The 15,795-nt window shown below is 72.9% G+C and carries 14 protein-coding genes; 10 read left to right on the top strand and 4 right to left on the bottom strand.

All coding sequences use genetic code 11. The features are described from left to right. Positions 1-16: 16 nt before the first annotated feature. Complete coding sequence (locus OG611_RS20485; RefSeq protein WP_266422126.1) at positions 17-1,960, bottom strand: AfsR/SARP family transcriptional regulator; 1,944 nt, start codon at positions 1,958-1,960, stop codon at positions 17-19. A 219-nt stretch (positions 1,961-2,179) separates the two neighbouring features. Here OG611_RS20485 and OG611_RS20480 point away from each other — a divergent pair, with 219 nt between their 5' ends. Continuing rightward, positions 2,180-3,184: an AIR synthase-related protein gene (locus tag OG611_RS20480; protein ID WP_266422123.1), complete on the top strand. Its 1,005-nt coding sequence runs from the start codon at positions 2,180-2,182 to the stop codon at positions 3,182-3,184. 284 nt (positions 3,185-3,468) lie between these two features. Here the strand turns inward: OG611_RS20480 and OG611_RS20475 are convergent, their stop codons facing one another. Beyond that, on the bottom strand, positions 3,469-3,678 hold the full coding sequence (locus OG611_RS20475; protein ID WP_266422121.1) for a hypothetical protein: 210 nt from the start codon (positions 3,676-3,678) through the stop codon (positions 3,469-3,471). A 146-nt stretch (positions 3,679-3,824) separates the two neighbouring features. Between OG611_RS20475 and OG611_RS20470 the strand changes: the two genes are divergently transcribed. The 3 genes from OG611_RS20470 (at position 3,825) to OG611_RS20460 (ending at position 8,703) form a co-directional block, all read left to right on the top strand. Further along, complete coding sequence (locus tag OG611_RS20470) at positions 3,825-4,853, top strand: hypothetical protein (RefSeq protein ID WP_266422119.1); 1,029 nt, start codon at positions 3,825-3,827, stop codon at positions 4,851-4,853. A 128-nt stretch (positions 4,854-4,981) separates the two neighbouring features. Next, positions 4,982-5,920 carry a hypothetical protein gene (locus OG611_RS20465; protein WP_266422116.1) on the top strand — a complete coding sequence of 313 codons (939 nt, stop codon included), beginning with the start codon at positions 4,982-4,984 and terminating at the stop codon, positions 5,918-5,920. 107 nt (positions 5,921-6,027) lie between these two features. Continuing rightward, a complete protein-coding gene (locus OG611_RS20460) occupies positions 6,028-8,703 on the top strand; it encodes a BTAD domain-containing putative transcriptional regulator (RefSeq protein WP_266422113.1) in 2,676 nt (891 codons plus the stop codon). On the opposite strand, the gene rfbC is transcribed toward OG611_RS20460, so the two are convergent. Together rfbC and rfbA are read right to left on the bottom strand one after the other, a co-directional pair. Continuing rightward, complete coding sequence (gene rfbC / locus OG611_RS20455) at positions 8,687-9,280, bottom strand: dTDP-4-dehydrorhamnose 3,5-epimerase (protein WP_266422110.1); 594 nt, start codon at positions 9,278-9,280, stop codon at positions 8,687-8,689. The two genes, OG611_RS20460 and rfbC, sit on opposite strands and share 17 nt — an antisense overlap. Further along, positions 9,277-10,158, bottom strand: a complete 882-nt coding sequence (gene rfbA / locus OG611_RS20450) for a glucose-1-phosphate thymidylyltransferase RfbA (RefSeq protein ID WP_266422108.1) — start codon at positions 10,156-10,158, stop codon at positions 9,277-9,279. Before rfbA ends, rfbC begins: the two co-directional genes overlap by 4 nt. Positions 10,159-10,252: 94 nt before the next feature. Here rfbA and rfbB point away from each other — a divergent pair, with 94 nt between their 5' ends. The 6 genes from rfbB (at position 10,253) to OG611_RS20420 (ending at position 15,793) form a co-directional block, all read left to right on the top strand. Next, positions 10,253-11,242: a dTDP-glucose 4,6-dehydratase gene (gene rfbB, locus OG611_RS20445; protein ID WP_266422106.1), complete on the top strand. Its 990-nt coding sequence runs from the start codon at positions 10,253-10,255 to the stop codon at positions 11,240-11,242. After that, on the top strand, positions 11,239-12,138 hold the full coding sequence (gene rfbD, locus OG611_RS20440) for a dTDP-4-dehydrorhamnose reductase (protein ID WP_266422103.1): 900 nt from the start codon (positions 11,239-11,241) through the stop codon (positions 12,136-12,138). The genes rfbB and rfbD overlap by 4 nt, the downstream gene beginning before the upstream one ends. 91 nt (positions 12,139-12,229) lie before the next feature. Beyond that, the gene (locus OG611_RS20435; RefSeq protein ID WP_266422100.1) at positions 12,230-13,414 is read left to right on the top strand and encodes an inositol-3-phosphate synthase; all 1,185 of its coding nucleotides are present in this window, start codon (positions 12,230-12,232) and stop codon (positions 13,412-13,414) included. Next, positions 13,414-14,283, top strand: a complete 870-nt coding sequence (locus tag OG611_RS20430; protein ID WP_266422097.1) for an SCO3242 family prenyltransferase — start codon at positions 13,414-13,416, stop codon at positions 14,281-14,283. The genes OG611_RS20435 and OG611_RS20430 overlap by 1 nt, the downstream gene beginning before the upstream one ends. Beyond that, positions 14,280-14,933 carry an EboA domain-containing protein gene (locus tag OG611_RS20425; RefSeq protein WP_266422094.1) on the top strand — a complete coding sequence of 218 codons (654 nt, stop codon included), beginning with the start codon at positions 14,280-14,282 and terminating at the stop codon, positions 14,931-14,933. The genes OG611_RS20430 and OG611_RS20425 overlap by 4 nt, the downstream gene beginning before the upstream one ends. Beyond that, entirely contained in the window at positions 14,933-15,793 is an 861-nt protein-coding gene (locus OG611_RS20420; protein WP_266422091.1) for a TatD family hydrolase, read from the top strand. Before OG611_RS20425 ends, OG611_RS20420 begins: the two co-directional genes overlap by 1 nt. Positions 15,794-15,795: the final 2 nt, after the last annotated feature.

The raw sequence follows: 15,795 nt of genomic DNA, 5'->3' as shown, positions 1-15,795 counted from the left end.
TCCCGTTGACGTGGTGTCACGAGCCCGTTCGTGCACGGACCGCCCGCTGTCGGGGGGCGGCCTCCGACGCGTCGGGCACCGGCGCCACCAGGGCGAGTTCCCCGCGCCGGGCGACCGCGCGTGGCCGGCCCGCGAACCTCTCGGCGGCGTACGGCCCGAGCAGGCCCGGGAAGCGGTAGCGCAGCGCTCCGCCGGTGTCCCGGCCGGCCACCTCCAGGAGCTGCAGGTCCACCAGCCGTTCCAGCGCGTCCTCGGCCTCGCGCGCGTCGAGGCGCAAGGCCGAGGCCGCGGACCACACATCGAAGGACTGGTCCGCCAGCGCGCCCAGCTGCCCGTAGCGGCGGGCTGTTTCGGGAGCGAGCCCGCCCAGCGCGCGGTCGAAGCAGGCACGGACCGAGTTCTCGCCGTGGCTGAGCACATCGAGCACGCAGCGCCGGTCCGCCGTCCGTTCGACCAGGTCGGCGACCGTCCAGTGGGGCCTGCCCGCCAGCCGGGAGCCCGCCGCCCGCAGCGCGAGGGGCAGCCGTGCCACGCGTACGACGAGTGCGGCAGCCCCGGCCGGGTCGGCCGCGACCCGGCCGGGGCTGCCACTGCGCGCCAGCAGCCGCACGGCGTCCTCCTGGACGAGGCCGCCCAGTCTGATGGTCTCTGCCGCGCCGCTGTCCATCAGGAGTTCGGAGCCGGTGACGACGACCCGGCACCGGCTGCCGCCGGGCAGCAGGGGCCCGATCTGGTCGTAGGAGGCGGCGTGGTCCAGGACGATCAGTACCCGGCGGTCCGCGAGCAGGCTGCGGTAGAGCGCTCCGCTCTCCTCGGTGCTTCGGGGAATCCCGCCGGCGGGGACGCCGAGCGCCCGCAGGAAGCGGCGCAGCACCCGTCCCGTGGCGCGGCGCGGGGTGCCGTCCACGGGATCCCTCAGGTCGGCATGGAGCCGGCCGTCGGGGAATCCGGCGGCGGCGCGGTGACCCCAGTGCAGGGCGAGGGCGCTCTTCCCCGCGCCGGGCGGGCCGACAATGCAGCAGACCGGCGCGGTGCGGCCCCGGTTCTCCGCGGCGAGCACCTCGTCCATGCGCGCGAGCTCGGCCGCTCTGCCGGTGAACACCATGTTCTGCGGGGGCAGTTGACTGGGTACGGGGATCTGCCGCGCTGCGGCGGGGAGGAGCGGGACGACGTCGGCGCCCGGACGGGGTTCGTCATTCAGGATCTGCTCATGGACCGCGCGCAGTCCGGCGCCCGGCTCCAGACCGAGCTCGTCGATGGTGAGACTGCGTCCCTCGCGGAAGGTGCGCAGCGCCTCGGCGCGCTGACCGGAGCGGTGCTGGGCGAGCATGAGGCAGCCGCGCAACTGCTCGCGCAGCGGGTTCTCCCGTACCAGCGCGGACAGTTCGGCGATCAGGGAGCGGTGCTCGCCGAGCTCCAGACGCAGCACCATCAGCTGTTCCGCGGCGAGCATCCGCTGCTGGGTGAAGTGCGCTGCCTCCAGCTCGGCGAAGTCCGAGGTCAGGCCGTCGAAGGCCGGCCCCCGCCACAGGGCGAGTGCCTGCTGGAGCCGTTCGGCGGCCTCCTCCGTGCAGCCCTGACGGGCGAGTTCGTAGCCCTCCTCCGTCCGGTCGGTGAACTCGGTGATGTCGCTCCAGTGGGAGGCCGGTGCGAGCTGGTAGCCGGGCGCCACCGTGGCGATGACCTCCTCGCGCACCCCCGCGTCCCGGAAGAGCTTGCGCAGCGCGGCGACACAGATGGAGACCTGGGTGCGCGCGCTGCTCGGCGGATTGCCGCTCCAGACGTCGCGGGCCAGCTCGTCCACCGGGACGACACGGCCCCGGGCCAGCAACAGGCGGACCAGCAGCGCGTGCTGACGCACCCCCCGCAGTCCGAGGACACGGCCGTCGACGGACGCCTCGACCGGACCCAGCAGACGGAAGACGCACTCTCCCGTCCGCTGCGCCCTGAATGAGCTCACGACATACCCCTCCCCCGTTCGACGAGCGGTGGGGCCGCTCGCGTCTCAACCATCTCCATGAATAACACCCGGGCACTAAAGGGATCTTTGTGCTGGCCGATACCGGCCGGTACCACGGCGGGCCCCGTCACTCCCGGCACCGAATACGGGCAGACTGGCTGCCCGGACGGACTCCCCGCACCCGTCGCCGCCGAGCCGACCCTGGAAGGGGAACCACGCGTGGGACACAGAAGCGGGATCGAGAACAGACAGGTCACGCTCGACGACGACGCATACGGCCGGCTGGGGGACGTGCTGGCCGGGCTGGTCGGCCCCTCGGGCACGGCGGAGCCCTCGGCGACCACCGGACCGGCGGTCGTCAGCGGCTCGTACACCGTCGATCCGCCGTTCTTCGGGGACGGCGACATCGGGCGGCTCGCGGTGTGCGCGGCCGTCAACGATCTCGCCGCCCGCGGTGCCGATCCCCAGTGGGTCACGTTGGGGCTCACGGTCGAGGCGGGGCTGCCGGCCACGCTGCTGCGCCGGGTGCTGGATTCGGCCCGTGAGGCCGCGCACGAGGCCAGCGTCCGCCTGGCCGGTCCGGAGGCGCGGGTGGTGCGCGCGGGCGACGCCAACCGACTCTTCGCCCACACCACGTCGCTGGGGACGATACCGCAGCCGCGACCTCCCGCGGCCGGCACCGTCCGGCCGGGCGATCTGCTGCTCCTGACCGCCCCGCTGGGCGGCTGGGCGGTGCATCTGCTGTCGGTACGTGAGGGCCTGGGCCTGGAGAACCTCGTGCCGAGCGGCTGCCATCCGCTGAACACGATGCTGCGCGACGTGGGGCGGGCGGCGCCGCCGGACGCGGTGCGCCGGGTGGACCGCATCGCGCGGGGCGGGCTCGCGCGCGTCCTGCAGGCCCAGGCCGCGGCAGCGGGGCGTTCCGTCCAGGTCTTCGAGGAGGCGGTGCCGATGCAGCACGAGGTGAGCGCCGCGTCGGAACTGCTCGGGATCGACCCGCTCCATGTCACGGACGAGGGCTGTCTGTGTCTGTGCGTGGCGGCGGAGGCGGCCGGGGCCGTGGGGGAAGCGCTGCGGGCCCACCCCTACGGGTGCGAGGCCGCGGTGATCGGGGAGGTGACGTCCCTGCCCGCTCCGGTGGCCCTGCTCGTGGGGCGCGAGGGCCGAACCCAGCGTCTGAACGCCCGGGCGGCCCTGTGGCCGGAGCCGTCCCGGCTGCGGTGAGGGCCCGGGCCCCGGTCGCATTTCCGCAGGTTGGCCAAATATCGAGCAACCTTGCCCAGAACATTACGGTCCCGCCCCGATTCCCCGGCCGCATACCGGAGGGCATGAAGGAAAAGTGCGCCGTTTACAGTTCGGTCACATCTCACCGAGGCAAACCACCGGCCACTGGATATACCTCGTCGGCCGTTTACTCGGAACTTGCCATTCCGCTAGACGGGCATACGGCGGCAGGTTCGCCACCGGGGGATAGGGCGGGCCTGCCTGTCTGAATACCGCGAGAGCGGTCAGCCCCAGATGGGGTCCTGCACCGGCACGTCGACGGTGGTGTGCACGGTTGCCGTACCCGCGGAATCCGCCGCGGCGGCCTCGGACGACACCACGCCCGCCACACCACCCAGCGCAACGAGGGCGAACGCCGCTGCGGCCATGCCCACGGGCACCGTCCGGCTCGCACGCACGGCACGGACGAGGTTCCTGACTTTGGAAGACTGCACGATTTCTCTCCCGTTCGACCATCACACCAGATTGGCGACACGTCGAAAGCGACGCCTCGCCGTCAATCATCTTTCACGTAACCTCACTTCACCCTGGCATATAGTTGCATTGCAGCAACTCCCATTACCCAGGGGAAGGTTAAGCAGTGGAACCCAGCGCTTCTGATTCCGATTTCGACCGGCTGGACGACACGAGCGCGGAGGCCTACCGACTGGCCGTACTCGAAGGACAGTTCAAAGCGGAGTCCATAGCCGCCGAACTGGACCTCTCCCCTGAAGACGTCAAGCGGACCGAGCGGGTCCTGCGCGTCATGCGCCTGCTGCACGCCACCCCGGGGGACCCTCGGCGGCTCGCACCCGTCAGTCCGGACGCTGCCTCGTCGGAGCTGCTCGGGCCGATGGTCCAGCACATGGGTCAGATGGAGCAGCACGTGGCCAGGCTGCGCAGCCAGCTGGCCGCGTTGCAGCCCGTCTACTTCGAGGGGCGCAGGCTCCGCAACCATCTGGAGGCCTTCGACACGGTCCCCGACCCCCACACCGTTCAGGCGATGATCGACACCCAGATCAAGCACTGCAGATTCGAGGTCCTGACCGTGCAGCCCGGCGGGGCCCGGCCTCCCCATCTGCTGGAGGCTGCCACTCAGAGCTGCCTGGACATCACCGAGCGGGGCATCAGGCTGCGCACGCTCTACCAGCACACCGCCCGCACCGACCCCGGTACCCAGTCCCTGGTCCGTGCCGTGTCAGCGGAAGGGGGCGAGTTCCGGACCACCGAGGAGGTCATCGACCGGCTGATCATCATCGACCGGGAGGTTGCCTTCCTGCCCCAACGGGCCGCCTCCGGGCCGTCGCACGGCGCGGTCGTCACGCGGGAGCCGACCCTCGTCAACTATCTCTGCTCGGTCCACGACCTGCTCTGGCGCTCAGCCGTCCCGTTCCGCCCCGACGAGCCCGACAAGCGACCGGTGATGGACGAGGTCAAGCAAGCGATCCTCCGGCTCCTGGCAGAGGGCCACAAGGACGTGTGGGTGGCCCACAGACTCGGCATGTCGGTCCGCACCTGCCGCCGGCACATCTCGGAGATCACCGCGGACCTCAAGGCGTCGAGCCGCTTCCAGGCGGGGGTGAACGCGGCGAACGCGGGACTGCTGGACCCCGCCGGCGGGCATCCGTGAACCGGACACGGCCGCGCCGCAACTTACGGCCATGCAGCTTCATGACACCCCCACCCCCTGGCCCGAACGCACGTCCGGAAGAGACGGTGGGCACCTGCACCGAGCTGCGGGAACGGGGGGACAGGGCTGTGGACAAAGGCGTCATACCCTCCTGTCCGCCTATCCCGTCCGGCCCGGCCTTCCATCTCGTCCACCGCTCGCCCTCGTGGGACCACTACGCGGTCGACGCGCCGTCGCGAGGGGAGGAGCACTTCGCGGTCTCCGCGGAACTGCGGCCCGGGCAGGGGCCGGACGGCGACCGGCACGGTCACTTCCACGACTGGCAGTTCCTCACCGGCCTGGTCCTCGACGCAGGTGGCTTCGTCGCCCGCACCTACTTCGGTGTGCCCCCGTATCTCCCCACCCAGTTCCGCCTGTTCGAACTCGATCTCCACGATCCGGCTGCCTGGCGCGCGGGGAACGGCCGGACACTCGCTGTCGGAGACCTGCGCGTACGGCCGTCCCGTGCCCTGGACGGCGCGCCGCACCGGGTCGAGATCGAGGGCGCGGTCTCGCTCGACAGCACTCCCTGCGCCCGGATCCGGTCGACGCTCGGCTTCCTCGTCCCCATGCCCATGGGGGTGCCCGAGCCTGCCGGGCCCGGCGTCCCCGTGCGCCCCTGCGAGGTGGGCCGGGTCTCCCCCGGCTCCGTCCTCCTCGGCACGCCCGTCCTCTCCTCGTACGGCCGTCTCACCTCTCCCGTACTCATCCCCCTCGATACGCCGGGGAGCGGCACGGAACCCGGCCGGGCCGTCCCCGATCTGACGATCGTGGAGGTGATCAGGCAGGCGTCACTCCTGTGTGCGGGACTGACCTGCGGGCTGCGCCCCGAACGAAGCGTGACGGCCGCCCTCACCGTCCGCCGCCGCGGCGCCGCCGTCGTGGGCGCCCCGCTGCACTGCACCGCGGTGCCCGGGACCCTCACCGTCGACGAGCACGGATACCCGCGCGTGCCCCTCGTCCTGACGATTCATCAGAACGGCCGGGTGGTCGTCGAGGCCACCGCCGAGGTCCATCAGGACTTCTGACCTCCCGCTCCCGGCAACCGATCCGTCATCCGGTAGGCGGCCGTACATTGGGACGGCAGTGACACCGGCACGCACGCGCACACAGGTATCTGGGGGGACGCCACACCATGAGGTTTCGCTTACTCGGCCCGCTCGAAGTCCTGCGCTCCTCGGCCGACAGCCGCGACGCCACCCCTCGCGCCGCGAAACACCGCATCATTCTCGCCACCCTGTTGGTCCGCGCGGGCGAGCCCGTCCCGACCGAGACGCTGATCAGCGAGCTCTGGGGGAACACACCGCCGCGCACGGCGACGACGACGATCCAGGTCTACATCTCCCAGTTGCGCAAGTTCCTCGGCCTCGCCGACTCGAACGAGGCCCGGCAGGCCATCGTGACGCGCCGCCCCGGCTATCTCTTCCGGCTCGATCCCAGCCGGCTCGACCTGACCCGTTTCGAGGCGCTGCACGCGCAGGGCGTCGCCGCGGCCGAACGGCACTCCTACGCCGAGGCCTCGGAGCTGCAGAGACGGGCACTCTCCCTGTGGCGGGGGCGGTTCCTCGCCGACATCCCCACCGGACCCCTGCTCTCCGCCGAGGCCGCACGGCTCTCCGAGATGCGCCTGGCCGCCCGGGAGCAGCACATCCGTGCCGAGCTGCGGATCGGCCACCACCGAGAGATGCTCGGCGTCCTGAGGACCACGACCGCCGAGCATCCGCTGCGCGAGGAACTGCACTCCCACCTCATGGTGGCCCTCTACCGATCCGGGCGGCAGGCCGAGGCGCTACAGGTGTTCACCGCGCTGCGCCGCACGCTGATTGACGAACTGGCCATCGAGCCGGGCCCCTCGCTCCAGCGCCTGCACCAGCGCGTGCTGTTGGGCGACCCGACGCTGCTGCACTCGGCGCGGCCGCAGGTGCGCGCCGTGCCGGCCGACCAGGCCCCGCCCGCGGCCCCGCTCCCGCCCCCCGACGAGCGGTTCGCCGGCCGCGCGGCCGAACTCGACCGGATAGCCGGCCTGTTGCGGGGCGGGGCCACAAGCGTGCTCGTCACCGGCGCGGCGGGCGCCGGCAAGTCCGCCCTCGCCCGCCAGGCCGCGCACGTACTCGCAGACGACTTCCCCGGCGGACGCTTCCTGATCGACCTGCGGACCCCCCTCTCCGCGACGCCCGGGGCCCTCGCGGAGAGGATGCTGCGCACCGCCGGAGCAGCCTCCCCCTTGCCGGACACGTCCGCGGAGCCCCGTCAGGTGCCGGGCCACGTCGCCGGGGGACGCCGGGTCCTGTTCGTCCTGGACAACGCCGGTCCGGCGGAGGAACTGAGCGACGCCCTGCCGGACCTGCCGGGCACCGCCGTGCTCGTCACCGCCCGGCAGCGGCCCGGGGGGCTCCGGCCGTCGGGCACCGTGGCGCTGGACCTGCCCGGCCGGGCGGACGCCGAGGCGGTGTTCGTCGCCGCCTGCGGACAGGCCGGCACGCAGCCGGACCCCGAGGCCGTCGAGGAGATCGTCGGCCTCTGCGGCCAACTGCCGCTCGCCCTGCGGATCGCCGGCGCCCGGCTCGCCGAGCATCCGCACTGGACGGCCGGCACCCTGGCGGAGCGGCTGCGCACCGAGCGCACCCGGCTCGGCGAACTGAGCCACAACGGCCTCGATGTTCGCGCGAGTCTGCTGCGCGGGTACCTGGAGTGCGATCCCGGGCAGCGCGACGCCTTCCGGCTGCTCGGGGTCCTGCCGGCCGGGCCGTTCGAGGCCGCGGCGGCCGCAGCCGTGCTCGGCCTGCCGCCCGGCGAGGCCGAGCCGGTCCTCGAACAGCTCGTCAGGAACGGTCTGCTGGCCTCCGGAAGCGCGGACGGCAGCGCTCCGGCGGGCTACCTGCTGCCGGTCCTGCACCGGCTCCTCGCCGTCGAACTGGCCGAGGACGACCCGGCCGACACCCGGCACGCCGCCGTCGGACGGCTGTGCGAGGCGTATGCCCGTACGGCCGAACAGGCCCGGCCCGCGCCCAGGTCCGTCGGGCGCACGGCCGGCCGGCCAGCCGGCACGGCCCCGGCGGCGGGGACCTCAGGGCCCCGCCCGCTGCACTGGTTCGCCGAGCAGCAGGCGGCCCTCGTGCACCTGGTACGCGCGGCGGCGGACGGCGGGCAGTGGCGTCCCGCGCTGCGGCTCGCCCGGGCCATCGGTAACTTCCTGGAGACCACGGCGGCATGGGACGACTGGGCCACGACCCAGCAGTCCGCGCTCCGGGCCGCCGAGGCAATGGGGGACGAGAAGGCGCGCGCACAGGCCCTGCGTGCCCTCGGCGATCTGGCCTGGCAGCGGCGGCAGTTCACCGAGGCCTGTCGCTCCTACGAACACGCTCTGCGGGCCGCCCGGCGGGCCGGGGCCCCGGCCGAGGAGGCGCGCGCGCTCGTGGGGCTCGCGGATCTGCAGCTGGAGCACGGCTTCCCCGAGCGGGCCCGGAGCCTGGCCGAGGCGGCTCACGCCGCGGCCGGGACCGCGCAGGATCCGCGGGCCCGGTTCGAGGCGGAGCGCTGCCAGGCGGTCATCGCCCTGGACACCGGCCGGCCGGAGGAGTCGGAGAAGCTCTTCCGGGCCTGCCTCGCCACGGCCGGTGACCTCGCCAACCGGCGGCTGGAGGCCTACGCCCGGCGCTCCGTCCGTGTGGCGGCGGCCCGCCGCGAAGCAGCGCCCGGTACCCCGGACAGCATGGAGGTGCGGCCGGGTGTGTGGCGGCTGGCTCCCGGGCAGCCGGACACGTTCGGCGGGGAGGTACCGGAGGCCTGCGGCATCACACACCGCTGGTGAGGGCGAGGCATTCCCGGTAGTCCGTCAGGAGTCCGCGGGCCCGCACCTCGGAGAGGGAGGGCGCCGACCGGTCGCGGGAGGAGAGCAGGTCCGCGCCCGTGGGCCAGTCGATCGCCAGCTCCGGTTCGTGGACGTGCACGGAGTGCTCGCGCTCGGGCTCGTAGGCGCGGGACACCAGATAGCTGACCGTGGCGTGCTCGGTGAGCGCGCAGAGGCCGTGCCCGAACCCTTCGGGGAGATAGACGGCCGCCCGTTCGCTGTCGTCGAGCCGGACGGTCTCCCACCGTCCGAAGGCCGGGGACCCGGCCCGCAGATCGACGACGACGTCCAGGACCGCCCCGCTCACGCACGTCACGTACTTCGCCTGCCCGTGGGGGACCTGGGCAAAGTGGATCCCGCGCATCACTCCGCGCGCGGACACCGACAGATTGCCCTGGATCATGTCCGGCGGGCGGTGTCCGAGCACCTCGGCGAGCAGGTCGGGGCGGTACCACTCCAGGAAGACCCCGCGGGAGTCGGCGTGGGGCTGCGGGGAGATCCGCAGGGCACGGGGGACAGACAGTTCGCTGATTCTCACAGTGCCCCCTGGCGCTTCGCGTCGAGCAGTCCGAGCAGATAGCCGCCGTACCCGCTCTTGGCGAGCGGTTCGGCAAGGCTGGCGAGCCGGTCGTCGTCGATGAGTCCGGAACGCCAGGCTGCCTCCTCCACACAGCCGATCTTCAGCCCCTGCCGTTCCTCGACGACCCGGACGAACTCGGAGGCGTGCACGAGGGAGGCGAAGGTGCCCGTGTCCAGCCATGCGGTGCCCCGGTCCAGGAGCGTGACCTGGAGTTCGCCGCGGTTCAGATACGCGGTGTTGATGTCGGTGATCTCCAGTTCGCCGCGCGGGCTCGGTCTGAGGGAGCGCGCGATGTCGACCACCGTGCGGTCGTAGAAGTACAGGCCGGGCACCGCGTACCGCGACTTGGGGTGGTCCGGCTTCTCCTCCACGGACACCACGCGTCCCTGCCCGTCGAACTCGACGACCCCGTAGGCACGCGGGTCCGAGACGGGACAGGCGAAGATGCGGCCGCCTCGCTCGGGTGCGCCGACGGCGAGGCTGCGTCCCAGGCCCGCTCCGTAGAAGAGGTTGTCCCCGAGGGCCAGCGCCACGGCGGAGTCGCCGATGAACTTCTCGCCGATCAGGAAGGCCTGCGCCAGTCCCCCGGGCTGTTCCTGGACCGCGTAGTCGATGGTGATGCCCCACTGGGAACCGTCACCGAGCAGCCTGCGGAAGCTTTCCTGGTCCGACGGCGTGGTGATGATCAGCAGTTCGCCGACGCCAGCCATCAGCAGGGTGGAGAGCGGGTAGTAGACCATCGGTTTGTCGAAGACGGGCATCAGTTGTTTCGACACCGCTCTGGTCACCGGCCACAACCGGGATCCGGTGCCGCCTGCACGAATGATTCCGCGCATGCGAGCCATGGTGCAGCGGTGCGCTTAGGGGGCGCTTAGGCGGTCGCGCCGGGCCCGGACCGGGCAACGTCCGCTCGGCTAAGATCCGGCAGCCATGAGACTCCTCGTCACCGGTGGTGCCGGTTTCATAGGTTCGCAGTTCGTTCGCGCCACGCTGTCCGGCGCACTCCTGTCGCCGCCCGGCGTTCGGGTCACCGTCCTCGACAAACTCACCTACTCCGGCAACCTCGCCAACCTCGGCCCGGTGTCCGACCATCCGGGTCTGACGTTCGTTCCCGGTGACATCACCGACGCGCATCTGGTCGACTCGGTGATGCCCGGTCATGACGCGGTGGTGCACTTCGCCGCCGAATCCCATGTGGACCGTTCGCTCGTCGGGGCCCGCGACTTCGTCCATTCCAACGTGCTCGGCACACAGGCGCTGCTGGACGCGGCGCGCACCCACCGGGTCGGCCGGTTCGTGCACGTCTCCACCGATGAGGTGTACGGCTCGATCGAGCGGGGCTCCTGGACCGAGGACACCCCGCTCGCCCCCAACTCGCCCTATGCGGCGAGCAAGGCCGGCTCCGATCTGCTCGCCCTGGCCCAGCACCGCAGCCACGGCCTGGACGTGGTCGTCACCCGCTGCTCGAACAACTACGGCCGCTATCACTTCCCGGAGAAGATGATCCCGCTCTTCATCACCCGGCTGATGGAGGGCCGCAAGGTCCCGCTCTACGGCGACGGCGGCAACATCAGGGACTGGCTGCACGTCTCGGACCACTGCGTGGGCATCGACGTGGCCCTTCACCGCGGCCGGGCCGGGCACGTGTACCACATCGGCGGCGGGCGGGAACTGACCAACAAGGACCTGACCACGCTCCTTCTCGAAGCGTGTGGGGCGGGGTGGGACCAGGTGGAGTACGTCACCGACCGCAAGGGGCACGACCGGCGGTACTCGCTGGACATCTCCAAGATCCGTGACGAGCTCGGCTACGCACCCGCGGTCCCCTTCGAAGAGGGGCTCGCCGACACCGTCCGCTGGTACCAGGACAACCGCGACTGGTGGGAGCCGCTGCGGGAGCGCGCCTGGCTCGCCCGGTGACCCGCTGGCTGGTCACCGGTGCCTCGGGCATGCTCGGGCGCGACCTCACCGGTGTGCTGCGCGCGGCGGGCGAGGGCCCAGCCACGACGGCGCTCGGCCGTAAGGAACTCGACATCACCGACCGCTCCCAGGTTCTCGACGCGGTCGCGGGACACGACGTGGTGGTGAACGCGGCGGCGTGGACGGACGTCGACGGGGCGGAGTGCGACGAGGCCGGGGCGCAGGCGGTCAACGCGACCGCCGTCCGTCACCTGGCCACCGCCTGCGCCCGGCACGGCGCCCGGCTCCCGCACGTCTCCACGGACTACGTGTTCCCCGGCGACGGGACGGTGCCCTGGTCCGAGACCGCCGCGCCGGACCCGGTCAACGCCTACGGCCGCAGCAAGCTCGCGGGCGAGCGCGCGGTGCGGGAGCTGCTGCCCGCGCACGGCTACACCGTCCGCACCGCCTGGCTGTACGGGGCGCACGGGGCGAACTTCGTCGCCACCATGCTCCGCCTGGCGGCCTCGCGCGAGGAACTGGATGTCGTGGACGACCAGACCGGGCAGCCCACCTGGTCCGGTGCGCTCGCCGCACGGCTGGTGGCACTGGGACAGTCCGCGCTCGCCGGTGACGCACCGTCCGGCATCTACCACGGCACGGCCACCGGCCGCGCCACCTGGTGCACGCTCGCCCGGGAGGCCTTCGTGCTGGCCGGGCTCGATCCAGAGCGGATCAGGGCCGTGTGCTCCGAGCGGTATCCCCGGCCCGCCCCCCGGCCGGCCTGGAGCGTCCTGGGACACGAGGGCTGGACCCGGGCCGGGATGGCACCGCTCGCCCCGTGGCGGAGCATGCTCGCCAGCGCCTTCGCCGAGGGCGTCTTCCCCGCGGCCCGGGCGGACGGCCGCCCCGGTTAGACCCACGATATGCGCGAGTTGCCGGGCCCATAGCGCCGCCGACCATGCTGGTGCGCGGCGCCGGGAACGGACGACGACTGGAGGCGGAAGCATGGGACTGAGGACCGGAGTGTGGCTGGTGGGCGCCCGGGGATCCGTGGCCACCGGCGTGGTGGCGGGTGCCGCGGTGCTCGCCGCGGGCCTGGCGGATCCGGACGGCTGTGTCACGGAATCGGAGCCGTTGCGCCGGCTTCCGCTTCCCGGCTTCGGCGAACTCGTCTTCGGCGGGCACGACATCGTGGACGTCCCGCTGCGCAAGCGGGTCGAACAGCTCGTCGCGGGCGGCGTACTGCCGGCCGGGCCGACGGCCCGGATCGGCCCGGCACTCGACGCCGCGGACCGGGAGTTGCGCCCCGCCGGCCCGGCGGCGGCCGGCGCTGTGCAGATGCGTCACGCCGACGCGCTCACGGCCGACCTGGTCTCCTTCCGCGAGCGCAATGGCCTGGACACCGTGGTGGTGGTCAACCTCTCCTCGACCGAACCGCCCGTGGAAACGGCCTCGTTGCCCACCACCCCCGAGGAACTGACGCACGCGCTGGAGCGGCGGGCGGACGTCCTGCCGCAGAGCTCCCTGTACGCGTACGCGGCCCTGATGGCCGACTGCGCGTACGTGGACTTCACCCCGTCCACCGGCATCCGGCTGCCGGCGCTCGAATCGCTCGCCGCCGCCCGCGGCCTGCCCCACGCGGGGCGTGACGGGAAGACGGGAGAGACGCTGGTCAAGAGCGTCCTGGCACCCATGTTCGCGCAGCGGGCGCTGCGGGTGCGGTCCTGGTCGGGCACGAATCTGCTGGGCGGTGGCGACGGTGCGACGCTGCGGGACCCGGAGGCCGCCCGCAGCAAGACGCGGTCCAAGAGCCAGGTGGTCGAGGGGATTCTCGGACACGACGTGGAGGGCGAGACACACATCGACGATGTCCCCGGGCTCGGGGAGTGGAAGACCGCGTGGGACCACATCGGCTTCGAGGGCTTCCTCGGCGTGCGGATGACGATGCAGTTCACCTGGCAGGGGTGCGACTCGGCGCTCGCCGCGCCCCTGGTGCTCGACCTGGTCCGGCTGATGGCGCTGGCGTGCCGGTCGGGCGCGAGCGGACCGCAGACCCAGTTCGGCTTCTTCTTCAAGGACCCTGTCCCGGCGGCCGCCACCGCGCCGGGTGGCGCGCACACACCCGCGGAGCACGGACTCGACGCGCAGTACCGGGCCCTGCTCGGCTGGGCGGAATCAGTGGGGTCCTGATGCCCGGGGCGCTGTACGAACTCGTGCGCGCACCGGCCGCGTTGACGGTGCCCGGCGACACGCTGGCGGGGGCGGCGGCCGCGCGAATCCCGCTGCGTCCCGCGGCCGCCGGGCTGGCCGCGGCGTCGGTCTGTCTGTACTGGGCGGGCATGGCGCTCAATGACTACGCCGACCGGACCGTCGACGCCTATGAGCGGTCCCACCGTCCCATTCCGTCGGGCCGCACGGGTGCGGGGACCGCCCTGGCCGTCGCGGTGTGCGGCACCGCGGCGGGGCTGGGCCTGGCGGCGCTGAGCGGCGGACGCCGCTCGCTCGCGGTCGCGGTGCCCCTCGCCGCCACCGTCTGGGCGTACGACCTGAAGCTGAAGCGGGGCCCCTGGGGTCCGGTGGCCATGGCCACCGCACGCGGGCTCGACGTCCTGCTGGGCGCCACGGCGGGCAGCGGGTCCATGGCCCGTGCGTTCGGCCCGGCCGCGACGATGGCCGCCCACACCGCCGTCGTGACACGGCTCAGCCGGGACGAGGTTTACGGGGCGAAGGCGGCCCTGCCGCGTGCGACGCTCGCGGCCACCGCCGTGGTCTGCGCCACGGTCGTGGTTCCGCCGCGCGGCCGGGACGAGCGGTCCGCCCTCGCGCTCCGGGCCGGGCTCGCGGGCTGGTACGCGTACCGCTTCGGCGGACCGCAGGCCGCGGCCGTACGGCAGCCGACGGCGGAGCGGATCCGCTCCGCCGTCGGTGCGGGCATCCACTCCATGGTCCCGCTCCAGGCCGCTCTCGTCGCCCGTTCGGGCGCACCGCTGCCCGCCCTCCTGCTGTCCGCCGCGCTGCCACTGGCCCGGCGCCTGTCCCGACGGGTGTCCCCGACGTGACGGCGCCGGACCCGACGCCGACCCCCGCCGCCCTGCGGGCCGCTCTGGACGACGTGCTCACCCCGGCCGGCTCCCGCTGGCTGCGCTCGGCCGAGGAACGGACCGCGGCATCGGCCGGGGCGCTCGCCGCGCTGTTCCCGGCCGCAGGACGGGCCTGCGGCACCGGCCGGCCGGCCGTACCCGCGGGGTGGACCGCGGCGGACGCGGCCCGGGTGTTCCTGCTGCTCGCCGTCCCCCTGGACGAAGGCCGCCGGCTCGCCGGGACCCTGACCTGCTACCGGTACGGCGACGCGGCCGAACGCCGTTCCGTCCTGCGGGCACTGCCGCTGCTGGGCCTCGGCCCGGACGCGGTCGAGCTGACCGAGGACGCGCTGCGCAGCCACGACCACCGGCTGGTCGAGGCCGCCGTCGGACCGTACGCGCAGGCCCACCTGGGTGCGCCGCTGTGGCGTCACGCCGTACTCACGTGCCTGTTCACGGGCGTTCCGCTGACCGCCGTCGCCGGCCTCCGAAGCAGCTGCGACGCCACGCTGCTGACGATGCTGGAGGACCTCGTGCGGGAGCGGCGGGCGGCCGGGCGGCCCGTGCCGCCCGACGCCGTGGCCCTGCTCGCGGCCGCCTGTGCCGACCCGCCGACGAAAGGCGCCTGATGCAGATCCTCGACCCGCACATCCATATGATGTCCCGGACCACGGACGACTACCGCGCGATGCACGCCGCCGGGGTGCGCTGCGTGGTGGAGCCCGCATTCTGGCTGGGCCAGCCCCGCACCGGGGTGAGCAGCTTCACCGACTACTTCGACTCCCTGATCGGCTGGGAGCCCTACCGGGCCGCCCGCTTCGGGATCGCCCACCACTGTGCGCTCGCGCTCAACCCCAAGGAGGCCAACGACCCCCGCTGCGTGCCCGTCCTGGATGTTCTTCCCCGGTATCTGGCGAAGGACGCGGTCGTGGCCGTCGGGGAGATCGGCTTCGACTCCGGGACGCCCGAGGAGGAACGGGCGTTCGCGCTCCAGCTCGCCCTCGCGGCCGAGCACGGGCTGCCGGCCCTGGTGCACACCCCGCACCGCGACAAGGCGGCGGGCACGGCGCGTTCCCTCGACGTGATCGCCGCGTCCGGCATCGATCCCGGCCTGGTCGTCCTGGACCACCTCAATGAGGTGACGGTCGGTCAGGTCGCGGGCACCGGCTACTGGATGGGGTTCTCGGTCTATCCGGACACGAAAATGGATCCGATCCGCATGGTGCGCATCCTCCAGGAGTACGGCCCGGAGCGCGTGCTGGTGAACTCGGCGGCCGACTGGGGGCACAGCGACCCCCTGCTCACCCGGGCGACGGGGGACGCAATGCTCGCCGCCGGGTTCGACGCGGACACCGTCGACCGGGTGCTGTGGCGCAACCCCGTCGCCTTCTACGGCCAGAGCGGACGGCTTCGGCCGGTCCTGGAGCCGGGGCACCCGGCCGGCACCGACACCCATGAGGGCAACTCCATCGCCCGCGGATCGAGTTGAGG

It is taken from the genome of Streptomyces sp. NBC_01363 (assembly GCF_026340595.1).
Classification (GTDB): domain Bacteria; phylum Actinomycetota; class Actinomycetes; order Streptomycetales; family Streptomycetaceae; genus Streptomyces.
The sequence above is the reverse complement of the archived record's forward strand: the minus strand, read 5'-3'. Positions and strand labels throughout refer to the sequence as shown.